This is a genomic window from Nocardioides koreensis (assembly GCF_039531775.1).
Taxonomy (GTDB): domain Bacteria; phylum Actinomycetota; class Actinomycetes; order Propionibacteriales; family Nocardioidaceae; genus Nocardioides; species Nocardioides koreensis.
This window is the reverse complement of the sequence record NZ_BAAAQR010000016.1, coordinates 66,801-80,910: the sequence shown is the minus strand read 5'-3', so window position 1 is coordinate 80,910 and position 14,110 is coordinate 66,801. Positions and strand designations below refer to the sequence as shown.

Here is a 14,110-nt window from a genome sequence, read left to right as displayed (position 1 = left end):
CGAGATGTCAGCACTTCCCCGAGCCAACCGGCGGCGAGAGGCCGCCGGTTGGCCCGGACGTGAAGCGGAGCGAACTATCCGACGACGACGTTGACCAGCTTCGGCGCGCGCACGATGACCTTGCGCACCGGGCGCCCGTCGATCGCGCGCACCACGGCCGGGTCGGCCATCGCCAGCGCCTCCAGGTCCGCCTCGCTGATGTCCGGCGAGACGTCCAGGCGGGCCTTGACCTTGCCCTGGATCTGCACGACCGCGGTGACGGCGTCCTCGACCAGCAGGGCCGGGTCGACCGTCGGCCAGCCGACGCGGGCCACGGTGGGCCGGTGGCCCAGCCGCTCCCACATCTCCTCGGCGGTGTACGGCGCCACCAGCGACAGCAGGATCGCGACCGCCTCGACCGCCTCGCGCACGGCGGGGTCGGCCGGTCCGCACCCGGAGTCGATGGCCTTGCGGGTGGCGTTCACCAGCTCCATCGTGCGCGCCACCATCACGTTGAACCGGTGGCTGTCGATCAGCTGCTCGGCCTCGTGCAGGGTCTTGTGGGTGACCTTGCGCAGCGCGACGTCGCCGTCGGCCGGCGAGGTGCCGGTGGGCGAGGCGACGTCGCCCGACAGCCGCCAGGCGCGCTGCAGGAACTTCAGCGACCCACCCGGCGACAGGTCGGCCCAGTCGATGTCGTCCTCCGGCGGGCCGGCGAAGACCATCGTCAGCCGCACGGCGTCCACGCCGTACTCGTCGATCGTGTCGCCCAGGTTCACGCCGTTGCCCAGGGACTTGCTCATGGCCTTGCCCTGGTTGATGACCTGGCCCTGGTTCATCAGCGCGCTGAACGGCTCGACGAAGTCGACCATGCCCATGTCGTGCAGCACCTTGGTGAAGAAGCGGCTGTACAGCAGGTGCAGGATCGCGTGCTCGACGCCGCCGACGTACTGCGCCGCCGGCATCCAGTCGCGCACCGCGTCCTCGTCGAACGGGCCGTGCTGGTAGCTCGGCGAGCAGTAGCGCAGGAAGTACCACGACGAGTCCACGAAGGTGTCCATCGTGTCGCTGTCCCGCTTGGCCGCACCGCCGCACTCGGGGCAGGCGACGTTGACCCAGTCCTCGGCCGCCGCCAGCGGCGAGACGCCCTTGGGCTTCAGGTCGGCGCCGCTCAGCTCGGGCAGCCGCACCGGCAGCTCGTCGTACGGCACCGGGACCTCACCGCACTTCTCGCAGTGGATGATCGGGATCGGCGCACCCCAGAAGCGCTGCCGCGACAGCAGCCAGTCGCGCAGCCGGAAGTTGACCGTGCCCTTGCCGCGGCCGTCGGCCTCCAGCTGCTCGATGATCCGCGCGATGCCGTTGGCCTTGTCGGTCAGCCCGTCCAGCGGGCCGGAGTTCACGTAGGTGCCGTCGCCGGCGGTGGCGACGTACGTCTCCTCGGGGTTCTCCTCGTCCGGCACCGCGACGACCCGGCGCACCGGCAGGCCGAACGCCTTGGCGAAGTCCAGGTCGCGCTGGTCGTGCGCGGGCACCGCCATGATCGCGCCGGTGCCGTAGTCGGCCAGCACGTAGTCCGCCGCCCACACCGGCATCCGCTCGCCGGTCACCGGGTTGGTCGCGAAGACGCCCAGGTCGACCCCGGACTTCGGGCGCTCGGTCGACAGCCGGTCGATGTCGGTCTCCTTGCGGACCTCGGTCAGGTACGCCATGAATGCGTCGCGCTGCCCGGGCGCGACGATCTCGTCGGCCAGCCTCGCGTCGGCCGCGACCACCATGAAGGTGGCGCCGTACAGCGTGTCCGGACGGGTCGTGAAGACCGTGACGGTCCGGGTCGAGCCGTCGGCCAGCGTGATGTCGAAGTCGACGTGCGCCCCCTCGGACCGGCCGATCCAGTTGCGCTGCATCGCGATGACCCGGTCCGGCCAGGTCTCCTTCAGCGGCTCCATGTCGTCCAGCAGCCGCTGGGCGTACTCGGTGACCTTGAAGTACCACTGGGTCAGCTCGCGCTTGGTGACCTCGGCGCCGCACCGCTCGCACATGCCGCCGACGACCTGCTCGTTGGCCAGCACGGTCTGGTCGTTGGGGCACCAGTTGACCGGCGAGTTCTTGCGGTAGGCCAGCCCGCGCTCCCGGAACTTCAGGAACAGCCACTGGGTCCAGGCGTAGTACTCCGGGTCGGAGGTGTGCAGCCGCCGCGACCAGTCGAAGCTGATCGCGTAGCGGCGGAACGACTCGGCCTGGACCTCGATGTTGGCGTAGGTCCACTCGGCCGGGTTGGCGTCGTTGCGGATCGCGGCGTTCTCCGCGGGCAGGCCGAAGGAGTCCCACCCGATCGGGTTCAGGACGTCGTACCCCTTCTGCCACCAGAACCGCGCGATCACGTCGTGCAGCGCCATCACCTCGGCGTGGCCCATGTGCAGGTCACCGCTGGGGTAGGGGAACATCGTCAGCGCGTAGCGCTTCTCGGCTCCCGGCGCCGCGGTGCCCGCGCGGAAGGAGTCCAGGTCGTCCCAGACCTTGCGCCACTTGTCCTGCACGGCCGCGATGTCGTACGTCGCGGCGTCGTGCGCCGCCGGGTCGCTCGCCGGGCTCTGCTCGCTCATCTCGTCTCTCCCACGTCTGGTCGGTGATCGGGCTCCGGGCACAAAAAAGCCCCTCGGGCACGAGGGGCAGCCGCGTCGATGTGTGCGTGTCGACGCGGCTAGGTAAGGAGCAGGATCCTCCGCATGTGGTCCATCCTACCGCCCCGGCGCCCGGTGGCTACAGTCACGGCATGGCTGACAAGACCGTCCCCGATCTCTTCCGACTCGACGGCAAGGTCGCCGTCGTCACCGGCGCCTCCAGCGGCCTGGGCGTGGCGTTCGCGCGTGGCCTCGCCGAGGCCGGCGCCGACGTGGCGCTCGGGGCCCGCCGCGCCGACCGCCTCGAGGACACCGCGAAGCTGGTGGACGGCGCCGGCCGCCGGGCGCTGACCGTGGCGACCGACGTGGCCGACCCGGACTCGTGCACCCACCTGGTGGCGCTCGCGATGGAGGAGTTCGGTCGGGTCGACATCCTGGTCAACAACGCCGGGATCGGCACCGCCGTGCCCGCCACGAAGGAGACGCCCGAGCAGTTTCGCCAGGTCATCGACGTCAACCTCAACGGCTGCTACTGGATGGCCCAGGCCTGTGGCCGGGTGATGCAGCCCGGGTCGAGCATCATCAACATCAGCTCGGTGCTGGGTCTCACCACCGCCGGCCTCCCCCAGGCGGCGTACGCCGCGTCCAAGGCCGGCCTGATCGGGCTGACCCGCGACCTCGCGCAGCAGTGGACCGGGCGCAAGGGCATCCGGGTCAACGCGATCGCCCCGGGCTTCTTCGAGTCGGAGATGACCGACCAGTACCCGCCCGGCTACCTCGAGTCCCAGGGCCCGCGGATCCCCGTCGGCCGCAAGGGCGACCCCGCCGAGCTCGCCGCCACCGTCGTCTTCCTCGCCTCGGAGGCCGCCGGCTACATCACCGGGCAGACGCTGCCGGTCGACGGCGGCATGACCATCACCTGAGCGCCGGCGGGGACCAACGGCCCTCGCCACCCCGCCGGGGCGGACCTAGCGTCGGGGCATGGCACCCCCCGGGGCGTACATGCGGGCGACCGACGCCTTCGCGTGGCACATGGAGCGCGACCCCGCCCTGCGCTCCACGGTCGTGGTCCTCCTCTGGCTCGACCGGGCGCCCTCGTGGGACCGGTTCGCCGACCGCGTCGACCGCATGTCGCGGCAGATGCCGTCCATGCGCCAGCGGGTGGTCGCCGCACCGGTCCCGCTCACCAACCCGCGCTGGACCTACGACCCGCACTTCGACCTGCGGTGGCACCTGCGACGCGTCACGGCTCCCAAGCCGCGGACCAGGGACACGGTGCTCGAGATGGCGCGGCAGTCGGCGATGGACAGCTTCGACCGCGACCGTCCGTTGTGGGAGTTCACGCTGGTCGAGGGCCTCCACGGCGGGGAGGCGGCCCTCGTCGCCAAGATCCACCACTCCCTGACCGACGGGGTGGGCGGCATGCGGCTGCTCACCGTCCTCTTCGACCTGCAGCGCAGGGGGACCGACCTCGGGGAGATGCCGTCGGCTCCGGCCGGGGAGGACATGAGCATCCGCGCCGAGGTCACCGACGCGGTGGGGGCCATGGCCGAGCGCGCCGCGCACCTGGCCCGGCGCGGCGCCGGCGTGGCCGTGCCGAGCCTGGCGCACTGGGTGCGGCACCCGGTGGGGTCGGCGATGGGGGCCACCGCGATGGCGCGGTCGGTCTACCGGACGGCCGCGCCCATCTCCGACACCCTGTCCCCGGTCATGCGCGAGCGGGCGATGGTCCGTCGCCTGGCGACCACCGAGGTGCCCCTGGCGGCCCTGAGGAACGCGGCCGAGACCGTCGGCGGGACCGTGAACGACGCCTACCTGACGGCGGTGACCGGGGCCCTGCACCACTACCACCAGCGCCACGACGTCGAGGTGGAGTCGCTCCGGGTGACGATGCCCATCAGCATCCGGTCCGAGGACGACCTGGTGTGGGGCAACCGGATCACGCTGCAGCGGCTGACGCTGCCGGTGGGCGAGCCGGACCCCGGAGCGCGCATGCGCATGGTGCACCGGGCCATCCAGGCCGCCCGCGACGAGCCCTCGCTGCCCGTGACGGACGCGATCGCCGGCGGGCTGAACCTGCTGCCCAGCGCCTACGTCGGCGGGGTGCTCAAGCACGTCGACTTCCTGGCCAGCAACGTGCCGGGCAGCCCGGTGCCGATCTACCTCGCCGGCAGCCTGGTCACCGGCTTCTTCGCGTTCGGGCCGACGATCGGCGCCTCCCTGAACACCACGCTCATCTCCTACCGTGACCGCTGCCTGATCGGCATCAACATCGACACGGCCGCCGTCCCGGACCCCGACGTCTTCCTGGAGTGCCTCGGGGAGAGCCTCGACGAGGTCACCGACCTCGGCGCCGTCGACGAGACGGCCGCGCCGTGACCCGTGGCCTGCTCTAACGTCGGCGCATGAGCTCTCCGCGCGTGGTGGTCATCGGTGCCGGGTTCGGCGGTCTCGGCGTCGCCCAGGCGCTGCGCAGGGTCGGCGTGGAGGACATCACGATCCTCGAGCGCGCCGACGACGTCGGCGGGGTGTGGCGGGACAACACCTATCCGGGCGCGGCCTGCGACGTGCCCACCCCGCTCTACTCCTGGTCGTGGGCGCCGAACCCGGAGTGGGGCCGCCGCTACGGCCCCCAGCCCGAGATCCTCGACTACCTGCGCCGGGCCGCGGACGAGGCCGGGCTGCTCGACCTGGTCCGCACCGGCGTGGAGGTCAAGGCCGCGGAGTACGACGACTCGCGGCGCCGCTGGCGGGTCACCACCGGCGACGGCGAGACGCTCGAGGCCGACCTCGTCGTCTCCGCCGTGGGCCAGCTCTCGAACCCGGTCGTCCCCGACATCCCCGGCGCCGACAGCTTCGCCGGCCCGGCCTTCCACTCCGCGCAGTGGCGCCACGACGTCGACCTGACCGGCAAGCGGGTCGCGGTCGTCGGCACCGGTGCGAGCGCCATCCAGCTCGTGCCCGGCATCGTCGACCGGGTCGGCTCGATGACGGTCTTCCAGCGCTCCGCGCCGTACGTCGTGCCGAAGCCGGACCAGGCCTACGGGCCCCGCCACCACGCGCTCTTCCGGCGGCTGCCGTGGACCCAGCTCGCCGAGCGCCGCTCGGTGTTCTGGCTGACCGAGCGGCTCAACGGCGCCCTCGGCGGCGACTCCCCGCTGACCCGCCCGCTGCTCGCGGCGGTCCGTGGCGCGTTCCGGCTCCAGCTGCGCCGCCAGGTGCGCGACCCGGAGCTGCGTCGCAAGCTGGTCCCGGACTACCCGATCGGCTGCAAGCGGCTGCTGTTCTCCAACGACTGGTACCCCGCGCTGGACCGCGACCACGTCGAGGTCGTGACCGACCGGGTGACCCGGATCGAGCCGGCCGGCCTGCGCACCGCCGACGGCCGGCTGCATGAGGCCGACGTGGTCATCTGGGGCACCGGCTTCGCCGCCACCGACTTCCTCGCCGGGATCGAGGTCCGGGGCGCCGACGGGGCCGACCTGCACGAGGTATGGGCCGACGGCGCCCGGGCCCACCTCGGCCTCACCGTGCCGGGGTTCCCGAACCTGTTCTGCGTCTACGGCCCCAACACCAACCTCGGCGGCAGCTCGATCATCGCGATGATGGAGGCCCAGGCCGGCTGGATCGCCCAGGTGGCCCGCAGGATCGTCGACGGCGGCGCCCGCCGCGTCGCCGTACGCCCCGAGGTGGCGGAGGCCTACGACCGGGAGATGCAGGACCGGCTCGCGCGCAGCGCGTGGGCCGGGTGCACGAGCTGGTACCGCGACGGTGCCCGGATCACCACCAACTGGCCGGGGCTGGTGCAGGAGTACCTCGACCGCACCGCCACCGTCGACTGGTCCGAGCTCGAGGAGGTCGGCTAGAGACGGCCCTAGGCCCGCGCGGCCTTGGTGAGCGCCTCATCGAGGTGCTCGAGCAGGTCGGCGGGGTCGTCGTACACCGCGACGGCACCGGCCTCGAGCAGCTCCTGGCGGCTGTAGCCGCCGGTGAGCAGGCCGATCGTCGGCAGGTCGGCCCGGCCGGCGGCCTCGACGTCCCAGACGGCGTCACCGACCATCACCGCCTCGGTCCCGGCGACCTTGTCGAGCGCCTTGCCGATGAGCTCCGGGTGCGGCTTGGACTCCTCGGCGTCCTCGCTGGTGGTCCACGCGTCGGAGTGCTCGTCGGCGTGCAGCAGCTCCAGCGCGTGCTCGGCGTGCTGGGGGATGCCCGAGCTGGCGAGCACGACCTTCGGGCCGGCCCTGCCGATGGCAGCGAGGAGCTCGCGGGCGCCCTCGAAGAGCACGGTGTCCTCGATGATCCGGTCGTACTCCTGCTTCCACCGGTCGCGGATGTCGTCGCCGTGCCGCTCCTCGGCCTCGTCCCCGGCGACCGCGGCGACCAGGCGGTCCCCACCCATGCCGATGGCCCGGTGGATGGTCGAGACCGCCACGTGCCGGTCGACGTACGCCGCGATCGCGCGCGACCAGGCCAGCGCGTGGTGGTAGTTGGAGTCGAGCAGGGTGCCGTCGATGTCGAGGACCACGGTGTCCATCGGTGCTCCTTCCGTCGGAGCCCCACCGTAGTGGGCCGGGGTCAGGCCCACCCGTGCGCCCGCAGCTGCCCCTCGCTCAGGCCGAACGCGTGCCCGACCTCGTGCCCGAGCACCTTCAGCACCCGGGGGCCGACCTCCTCCGGGGTCCGGCAGACCGCGAGGATCGGCCGCCGGTACAGCGTGATGACGTCGGGCAGGCTGCCGGGGACCCGCCCACCGGTCCGGGTGTGCTCGATGCCGCGGAACATCCCGAGCAGCAGCTGCCCCGGCTCGGTCGCGCCCGGCTCCGGCTCCTCACGCACGACCACGGCGATCTCGGCGACCAGCTCGAGGGCCTGGTCCGGCAGCTGGTCGAGGGCGTCACGGACCAGCTGGTCGAACGCCTCGGGGCCGATGGCATCGGGTTCCACCCGGCCATCCTGTCCGCGGGCCCCAAGTCAGCCGCGCGGCCCGCGCAGGCGCCTCACCGCGGCGGGTCCTCGCCGACGAGCCCGTCGACCGACTCGCGGATCAGGTCGGCGTGCCCGACGTGTCGCGCGTACTCCTCGACCATGTCCAGCAGCAGTCGCCGCAGGCTCGGGGTCTCGGTCCAGTGCGACCGCCGGGCCGGCTGGTCGAGGCCGCCCTCGGCCAGGGCCTGCGCGACGGCGGCGCGGGAGCGGGCCACGGCGGCCTGCCACAGGGCCATGAGCTCCTCGGGGGTGTCCTCCGCGGCCGTGCGCCACTCCCAGTCGGGGTCGGCGTCGAAGTCCACGCCGTCCCACGGCGGCCCGAGCTCCCGCCCGCGCAGGGTCCAGGAGAAGGTGTGGTCCTCGACGAGGGCCAGGTGCTTGAGCAGCCCGCCCAGGGACATCGTCGAGGGTCCGAGCGTCGCCCTCGTGCCGGCCGCGTCCAGGCCACCGCACTTCCACGCGAGGTAGGAGCGGACCCGCTCCAGCTCACCGAGCAGGGAGTCCAGCTCGGAGCCGGCCACCGGCGGATGCGTGATCTCGATCGTCTCGCTCTCGGTCATGCGTCGGACGCTAGCCTGCATTCAGGACGAAAGCCTTCCGCAAGGAACAGGAGGTGCCCCGGTGCCCGACACGAGCCCCACGGCACGGGCCCTGCTGGCCCTCGAGCTGGTCCAGGACTGCCCGGGCATCACGGCGGAGCGCCTGGCGCACCGGTTGCAGGTCTCGACGCGCGCGGTCCGTCGGTACGTCGACATTCTGCGCGAGGCCGGCGTACCGATCGAGTCCAGCCGGGGCCGGTACGGCGGGTACCGCGTCGGCCGCGGGCACCGGCCGCCCCCGCTGCTGTTCACCACCACCGAGGCCCTGGCACTGGTGATGGCGGTCCTCGAGGGCGACCATGCCGCCGGCGACCCGACCACCCCGGTCGGCCACGCGCTCGCCAAGATCATCCGGGTCCTGCCCGAGCCGGTCGCCGGGCCGGCCGACGCCGTACGCCGCGTGGGTGCGGGTCGCCGCGATCACGACGACGCGACCCCCGACCCCGAGACGACGGCGCAGCTGGTGCAGGCCAGCGCGTCCGCGCTCCGGCTGCGGCTCGGCTACCGCCTCGGACCGGGCCGCGAACGGGTCATGGAGGTCGACCCGTGGGCGGTCGTGGTGCGCCACGGCCGGTGGTACCTGCTGTGCTGGTCGCACACCAGCGAGGCCCGGCGGGTCCTGCGCCTCGACCGGGTCGTCAGCGCCGACACCCTCGAGGACACCTTCACCCCGCCGGCGGACCTCGACCCCGTGCGTGCCGTCGAGGCGCACCTCTCGGAGGGGTGGAGGTACCGGGTGGAGGTCGTCGTCGACGCGCCCGTCGACACCGCGGCCCGGTGGGTCCCACGCAGCCTGGGCCGCCTCGAGGCGCTCGACGACCAGCGCAGCCGGCTGGTCGCGTCCACCGACGATCCCGACTGGTACGCCCGTCAGCTCACGGCGATCGAGGCGCCGTTCCGGATCGTCGAGCCGGCCGAGCTGCGGGAGGCCGCAGCGCTCCTCGGCCGGCGGCTCACGGAGGCGGTCACGACCGGCGACTGCTGAGCTGTTCAGCAGCGCGCCGGCCGGGAGACACAGGAGGCCGGCACCCACACGGGTGCCAGCCTCCTGCTTGTTGTGGAGCTGAGGGGACTCGAACCCCTGACCCCCTGCATGCCATGCAGGTGCGCTACCAGCTGCGCCACAGCCCCATCGCTTCCGCGGTGTCTCCACCGGGGTGAGCAACGCGGGGAATACTAGCCACTCGGTGCGTCGCTTGCGAAATCGGGGGTCCCCTCCGGCGGCAGGACGCCCGGATGGGCGGTCTCGTTGTACGAGCTCAGCCGCAGCCGGCCGCTACGGTGCTCCGCGATCGTGGCCCAGCCGCAGTTGTCCATCACGAAGATCGCCTCGTCCGCCTCGATCGGGAGCCCCAGCAGGGCGACCAGGGAGACCTTCAGGCAGGCACCGTGGGTCACGACGATCCCGGTCTGCCCGGGCGCCAGCGACGCGACCATCTCGTGCAGCGCCGGCACCATCCGGCCGGTCACGTCCGCGATGGTCTCCGCGCCCGGGACGCCGCCGGTGATGTGGCCCGAGGCCCAGCGCGCGTGCGCCTCGGGGTACTTCTCCGCGAACTCGGCGACGGTCAGCCCGGCCCGCTCCCCCACGTCGAACTCGCGCAGCCGCGGGTCGGTGGTCGCGACGAGACCGGTCGCGGCCTCGACGTACGACGCGGTCTCCCGGGCGCGGGCGAGGTCGCTGCTCCACAGCGCGGCGGGGCGGAGCAGGGCGAGGTACGGCGCGGCCGCGGCCGCCTGGGCCCGACCGGTGTCGTCGAGGGTGACGTCGGAGTGCCCCTGCGCGCGGCCCTCGAGGTTCCACGCGGTGCGACCGTGGCGCAGCAGCACGAGCCGCCGCGACCCCACGGTCTCGGCGATCTCGACCGCCGAACGCTGGTCCGGACGCGGAGGAGCGCTCAAGCGCGCCCGGCCTGGGTCACGTCGGCGGGCAGCTCGATGGCCGGGCAGTCGCGCCACAGCCGCTCGAGGGCGTAGAACTGCCGCTCCTCCTCGTGCTGCACGTGCACGACGATCTCGCCGTAGTCGATGAGGACCCAGCGACCGTCGCGCTCGCCCTCGCGGCGGATCGGCTTGGCGCCGATCTCACGCAGCTTGTCCTCGACCTCGTCGACGATCGCCTTGACCTGCCGCTCGTTGGAGGCCGAGACCAGCAGGAAGGCGTCGGTGATGGCGAGCTGCTCGCTGACGTCGAAGGCGATGATGTTCGTCGCCAGCTTGTCGGAAGCGGCGCGTGCGGCGGTGCGGACGAGCTCGAGGGCGTGGTCGGTGGCGGTCATACGGGTTCCTTGCGCGGGTAGAGGTCGTGCTTGGCGATGTACTGCACGACGCCGTCGGGCACGAGGTACCACACGGGTTCCCCGCGCCGCTTGCGCTCACGGCAGTCGGTGGAGGAGATGGCCAGCGCCGGGATCTCGACCATGGTCACCCGGTCGGCCGGGATCGAGTCGAGGGTGGCGGCGTCCATCGTGTAGCCCGGGCGCGTGCAGCCGACGAACTGGGCGAGCTCGAAGAGCTCCTCGGCGTCGCGCCAGGTGAAGATCTCGGCCAGCGCGTCGGCGCCGGTGATGAAGTACAGCTCGGCGTCGGGCATCGCCTTGCGCAGGTCGCGCAGCGTGTCGATCGTGTACGTCGGGCCGGTGCGCTCGATGTCGACCCGGGAGACGTTGAACCGGGGGTTGGCCGCCGTCGCGATCACCGTCATCAGGTAGCGGTGCTCGGCCGGCGAGACGACCCGGTCGGACTTCTGCCACGGGTCCCCGGTGGGCACGAAGACGACCTCGTCGAGGTCGAACCACGCCTGGACCTCCGACGCCGCCACCAGGTGACCGTGATGGATGGGGTCGAAGGTCCCACCCATGACCCCCACCCGGCGGGGGCCGGGGGCACGTGACGGGGCGGCTGCCGCGCTCAGCTGTGCTCGCGTCCCGCGCCGAACATCAGAAGTCCGGCCATCATGAAGAGCAGGATGCCCAGGGCGATCGCGCCCACAACCCAGTGATTCATGGCGGACAGCCTACCGGTGCACGCCGGGACTCAGCGCACCTGGCCGTCCCCGGTGACGACGTACTTGGTGGAGGTCATCTCCGGAAGCCCCATCGGGCCCCGCGCGTGCAGCTTCTGGGTGCTGATCCCGATCTCGGCGCCGAAGCCGAACTCACCGCCGTCGGTGAACCGGGTCGAGGCGTTCACGAGCACCGCGGCGGAGTCCACCTCGGCGACGAACCGTCGGGCCGCGCCCTGGTGCTCGGTGACGATGGCGTCGGAGTGCTGGCTGGAGAAGCGCCGGATGTGGCGGATCGCCTCGTCGAGGTCCGGCACCACCCGGGCCGAGATGTCCAGGGAGAGGTACTCCTGGCCGTGGTCCTCGTCCGCGGCGGGCACCACGCCGTCGTACGCCGCGAAGCCGTCGTCGCCGTGGATCGTCACGCCGGCCTCCTGCAGGGCCCCGACGACCCGGGGCAGGAACGCCTGCGCCACGTCGGCGTGGACGAGGAGGGACTCGGCGGCGTTGCAGACGCTGGTGCGGTGGGTCTTGGCGTTGACCACGATCGCGAGCGCCTTGTCGAGGTCGGCGTGCGCGTCGACGTAGACGTGGCAGTTGCCGACCCCGGTCTCGATCACGGGCACGGTCGACTCCTCCACGACGCTGCGGATCAGGCCCGCCCCGCCGCGCGGGATCAGCACGTCGACGAGGCCGCGGGCGCGCATCAGCACCTTGACGCTCTCGTGCGAGTCGCCCGGCACCAGCTGGACCACGTCGGCGTCCAGCCCGGCGCTGACGGCCGCCTCGCGCAGCACCGACACGATGGCGGCGTTGCTGGAGCGGGCGCTCGAGCTGCCGCGCAGCAGCACCGCGTTCCCGGACTTCAGGCAGATGCCGGCAGCGTCGGCGGTGACGTTGGGGCGGGCCTCGTAGATCATGCCGACGACGCCGAAGGGCACCCGCACCTGCCGCAGCTCGAGCCCGTTGGCCAACGTGCTCCCGCGCACGACCTCACCGACCGGGTCGGGCAGGCCGGCCACGTCGCGCAGTCCCTGCGCCATCCCGACCAGCCGCTCGTCGGTCAGCCGGAGCCGGTCGACGATGTTCCGCGGCGTGCCGCCCTCCTCCGCCCGGCGCACGTCCTCGGCGTTCGCGGCGAGCACGGTCGCGCTCGCCGCCAGCAGGCCGTCGGCCATCGCGTGCAGGGCCTGGTCCTTCCGTGCCCGGGTCGCCAGCGCGAGCCCGTGGCTCGCCTCCCGCGCCCGGCGCGCCGCCTCGAGGACCTCGTGCCGCCCACTGCCCTGGTCTGCCATGCGAACGAGCGTAGTTCGCCCCGGCCGGAGATCGGGCCGCGTCTTGTTCCCAAAGCCGCCATGCCCGTCGGCGCCGCGTCGTACGCTCCGCGGGACCCCCACCCACGCCTTCGAGAAGGACGGTCCCGTGCCCCGTCGTCACTGGCGCTCCGGCGCCCTCGGGATCGCCGCGGCGCTCGCGCTCGCCGTTCCCGCCGTCACGCCCGCGGACGCGACCGTGCCCGCCGCCGACGGCTCGCCGATGATCCTGTGGGCACCCGACAAGGTCGTCACGTACTCCTACGACGGTCAGGTCTACACCGACTTCGGCATGCGCCTGATCGCCACGACGGACCCGGTCGAGATCCGGTCGACCCGGACGTCGTACGACGACCCGATCCTCAGCGAGTGGCTCTCCCCCACCGGCGCCCGGACCCTGCCCGACGACCTCGTCATGTCCGACTTCACAGGCCTCACCGGCTTCGCGGACCTGACCATCACACGCGTCGACAGCGGCCAGCAGGTCGGGGAGATGGACCTCGACGTCTGCCTCAACGGCTACTCGCAGCGGATCCGCCCCGACGCCCCCGCCCGCTCGCCGTTCCCGCACGGCTGCCCGTGGAACCCCTACACGCTCGGCTCGGTCATGGGGATCGAGGCGGGTTATGCCAGCCCGCTGGTCCAGCAGTGGGACAACAACCTCATGCTCCAGCCCGGGCGGTACGACGTCACCGCGACGCTCGCGCCGGCGTACGCCGAGTTCTTCGGGATCGCCGCGGCCGACGCCCAGCGCACCACGCGGCTGGTGGTGAAGAAGGACGGCGGCGGCAGGTACCGACCCGCCCCGGCTCCCCAGGGCGAGCCCGCCGTCCCCGCAGCCCACGAGCCGAGCGGCGAGTCGGCGGGCGTCGCCACGGGCCCGACCCCCGACCTGCGCTCGCTGCCGGCCTTCGGGGTCGGCCTCAACCGCAAGGGCACCCTGCTGCGGTTCGCGGCCACGGTGTGGAACGCCGGCACCAGCCCGCTCGTCGTCGACGGGTTCCGCGTCGAGGGCGAGGACCGGATGGACGCCTACCAGTACTTCTTCGACGCCGACGGCAACCAGACCGGCTACCAGCAGGTCGGCGAGATGCACTGGCACGCGCAGAACCACCGGCACTGGCACTTCGAGGACTTCGCGCGGTACCGCCTGCTCGACGAGGACCTCGGCGAGGCGGTGGCCTCGGGCAAGCGGTCGTTCTGCCTGGCCAACACCGACGCCGTGGACTACACGCTCGAGGGTGCCGACTGGCACCCGGACAACACCGACCTGTCGACCGCCTGCGGCGGGCGCGACGCCCTCTCGGTGCGCGAGGTGCTGGCCGCCGGCTCGGGCGACACCTACCTGCAGCACCGCTACGGCCAGGCGTTCCCGATCAAGGACATCCCCGACGGGACCTACTGGATCGCGGTCGAGGCGAACCCCGTCCACACCGGCGGCACCCGGAACCTGATCGAGTCCGACTACGCGAACAACGACTCACTGCGCAAGATCAGGATCACGACCGACAAGCACGGCGACCGAAAGGTGAAGGCGTTCCAGGTCGGCATCGTCGAGGAGCCGGTGGGTCGTTAGCCGGCCCCGGCCGGCGGGTACCTGTC

Annotated in this window: 13 protein-coding genes and 1 tRNA gene; 5 read left to right on the top strand and 9 right to left on the bottom strand. The window is 72.6% G+C overall.

The window, feature by feature from the left end:
- Nucleotides 1-74 precede the first annotated feature (74 nt).
- Nucleotides 75-2,585: a leucine--tRNA ligase gene (gene leuS / locus ABD268_RS20900; RefSeq protein WP_344157181.1), complete on the bottom strand. Its 2,511-nt coding sequence runs from the start codon at nt 2,583-2,585 to the stop codon at nt 75-77.
- A gap of 170 nt (nt 2,586-2,755) precedes the next feature.
- On the opposite strand from leuS, the gene ABD268_RS20895 reads away from it, so the two are divergent.
- From ABD268_RS20895 to ABD268_RS20885, 3 genes are read left to right on the top strand one after another with little or no spacing between them, the layout of a single operon-like run.
- The gene (locus tag ABD268_RS20895; protein ID WP_344157178.1) at nt 2,756-3,526 is read left to right on the top strand and encodes an SDR family NAD(P)-dependent oxidoreductase; all 771 of its coding nucleotides are present in this window, start codon (nt 2,756-2,758) and stop codon (nt 3,524-3,526) included.
- 58 nt (nt 3,527-3,584) lie between these two features.
- Nucleotides 3,585-4,982: a wax ester/triacylglycerol synthase domain-containing protein gene (locus tag ABD268_RS20890; RefSeq protein ID WP_344157176.1), complete on the top strand. Its 1,398-nt coding sequence runs from the start codon at nt 3,585-3,587 to the stop codon at nt 4,980-4,982.
- A 26-nt stretch (nt 4,983-5,008) separates the two neighbouring features.
- Nucleotides 5,009-6,469, top strand: a complete 1,461-nt coding sequence (locus tag ABD268_RS20885) for a flavin-containing monooxygenase (protein ID WP_344157173.1) — start codon at nt 5,009-5,011, stop codon at nt 6,467-6,469.
- Nucleotides 6,470-6,477: 8 nt separating this feature from the next.
- Here the strand turns inward: ABD268_RS20885 and ABD268_RS20880 are convergent, their stop codons facing one another.
- Genes ABD268_RS20880 through ABD268_RS20870 form a run of 3 tightly spaced genes read right to left on the bottom strand, consistent with a single transcriptional unit; the run spans nt 6,478 to nt 8,152 of the window.
- The gene (locus ABD268_RS20880) at nt 6,478-7,140 is read right to left on the bottom strand and encodes an HAD family hydrolase (RefSeq protein ID WP_344157170.1); all 663 of its coding nucleotides are present in this window, start codon (nt 7,138-7,140) and stop codon (nt 6,478-6,480) included.
- Nucleotides 7,141-7,181: 41 nt separating this feature from the next.
- Nucleotides 7,182-7,550, bottom strand: coding sequence for a metallopeptidase family protein (locus ABD268_RS20875; RefSeq protein ID WP_344157167.1), 369 nt, complete (start codon nt 7,548-7,550; stop codon nt 7,182-7,184).
- A 53-nt stretch (nt 7,551-7,603) separates the two neighbouring features.
- Nucleotides 7,604-8,152, bottom strand: coding sequence for a mycothiol transferase (locus tag ABD268_RS20870; protein ID WP_344157164.1), 549 nt, complete (start codon nt 8,150-8,152; stop codon nt 7,604-7,606).
- Between the two features lie 61 nt (nt 8,153-8,213).
- Here ABD268_RS20870 and ABD268_RS20865 point away from each other — a divergent pair, with 61 nt between their 5' ends.
- Nucleotides 8,214-9,176 carry a helix-turn-helix transcriptional regulator gene (locus ABD268_RS20865; protein WP_344157161.1) on the top strand — a complete coding sequence of 321 codons (963 nt, stop codon included), beginning with the start codon at nt 8,214-8,216 and terminating at the stop codon, nt 9,174-9,176.
- A 73-nt stretch (nt 9,177-9,249) separates the two neighbouring features.
- Here the strand turns inward: ABD268_RS20865 and ABD268_RS20860 are convergent.
- The 5 genes from ABD268_RS20860 to ABD268_RS20840 all read right to left on the bottom strand — a co-directional run bounded on the left by ABD268_RS20860 (nt 9,250) and on the right by ABD268_RS20840 (nt 12,490).
- Nucleotides 9,250-9,322: transfer RNA gene (locus ABD268_RS20860), tRNA-Ala, on the bottom strand.
- A 45-nt stretch (nt 9,323-9,367) separates the two neighbouring features.
- Nucleotides 9,368-10,093: a histidine phosphatase family protein gene (locus ABD268_RS20855; RefSeq protein ID WP_344157158.1), complete on the bottom strand. Its 726-nt coding sequence runs from the start codon at nt 10,091-10,093 to the stop codon at nt 9,368-9,370.
- On the bottom strand, nt 10,090-10,470 hold the full coding sequence (rsfS, locus tag ABD268_RS20850) for a ribosome silencing factor (protein WP_344157156.1): 381 nt from the start codon (nt 10,468-10,470) through the stop codon (nt 10,090-10,092). Before rsfS ends, ABD268_RS20855 begins: the two co-directional genes overlap by 4 nt.
- Entirely contained in the window at nt 10,467-11,105 is a 639-nt protein-coding gene (gene nadD, locus ABD268_RS20845) for a nicotinate-nucleotide adenylyltransferase (RefSeq protein WP_344157292.1), read from the bottom strand. The genes rsfS and nadD overlap by 4 nt, the downstream gene beginning before the upstream one ends.
- A gap of 122 nt (nt 11,106-11,227) precedes the next feature.
- Entirely contained in the window at nt 11,228-12,490 is a 1,263-nt protein-coding gene (locus ABD268_RS20840; RefSeq protein ID WP_344157154.1) for a glutamate-5-semialdehyde dehydrogenase, read from the bottom strand.
- Between the two features lie 127 nt (nt 12,491-12,617).
- Between ABD268_RS20840 and ABD268_RS20835 the strand changes: the two genes are divergently transcribed.
- Entirely contained in the window at nt 12,618-14,084 is a 1,467-nt protein-coding gene (locus ABD268_RS20835) for a lysyl oxidase family protein (RefSeq protein WP_344157151.1), read from the top strand.
- Nucleotides 14,085-14,110: the final 26 nt, after the last annotated feature.

What these genes read in the sequence shown, in the direction of transcription:
- leuS (WP_344157181.1), bottom strand. Translation starts at nt 2,585, where the DNA reads ATGAGCGAGCAGAGCCCGGCGAGCGACCCGGCGGCGCACGACGCCGCG.
- ABD268_RS20895 (WP_344157178.1), top strand. Translation starts at nt 2,756, where the DNA reads ATGGCTGACAAGACCGTCCCCGATCTCTTCCGACTCGACGGCAAGGTC.
- ABD268_RS20890 (WP_344157176.1), top strand. Translation starts at nt 3,585, where the DNA reads ATGGCACCCCCCGGGGCGTACATGCGGGCGACCGACGCCTTCGCGTGG.
- ABD268_RS20885 (WP_344157173.1), top strand. Translation starts at nt 5,009, where the DNA reads ATGAGCTCTCCGCGCGTGGTGGTCATCGGTGCCGGGTTCGGCGGTCTC.
- ABD268_RS20880 (WP_344157170.1), bottom strand. Translation starts at nt 7,140, where the DNA reads ATGGACACCGTGGTCCTCGACATCGACGGCACCCTGCTCGACTCCAAC.
- ABD268_RS20870 (WP_344157164.1), bottom strand. Translation starts at nt 8,152, where the DNA reads ATGACCGAGAGCGAGACGATCGAGATCACGCATCCGCCGGTGGCCGGC.
- rsfS (WP_344157156.1), bottom strand. Translation starts at nt 10,470, where the DNA reads ATGACCGCCACCGACCACGCCCTCGAGCTCGTCCGCACCGCCGCACGC.
- ABD268_RS20840 (WP_344157154.1), bottom strand. Translation starts at nt 12,490, where the DNA reads ATGGCAGACCAGGGCAGTGGGCGGCACGAGGTCCTCGAGGCGGCGCGC.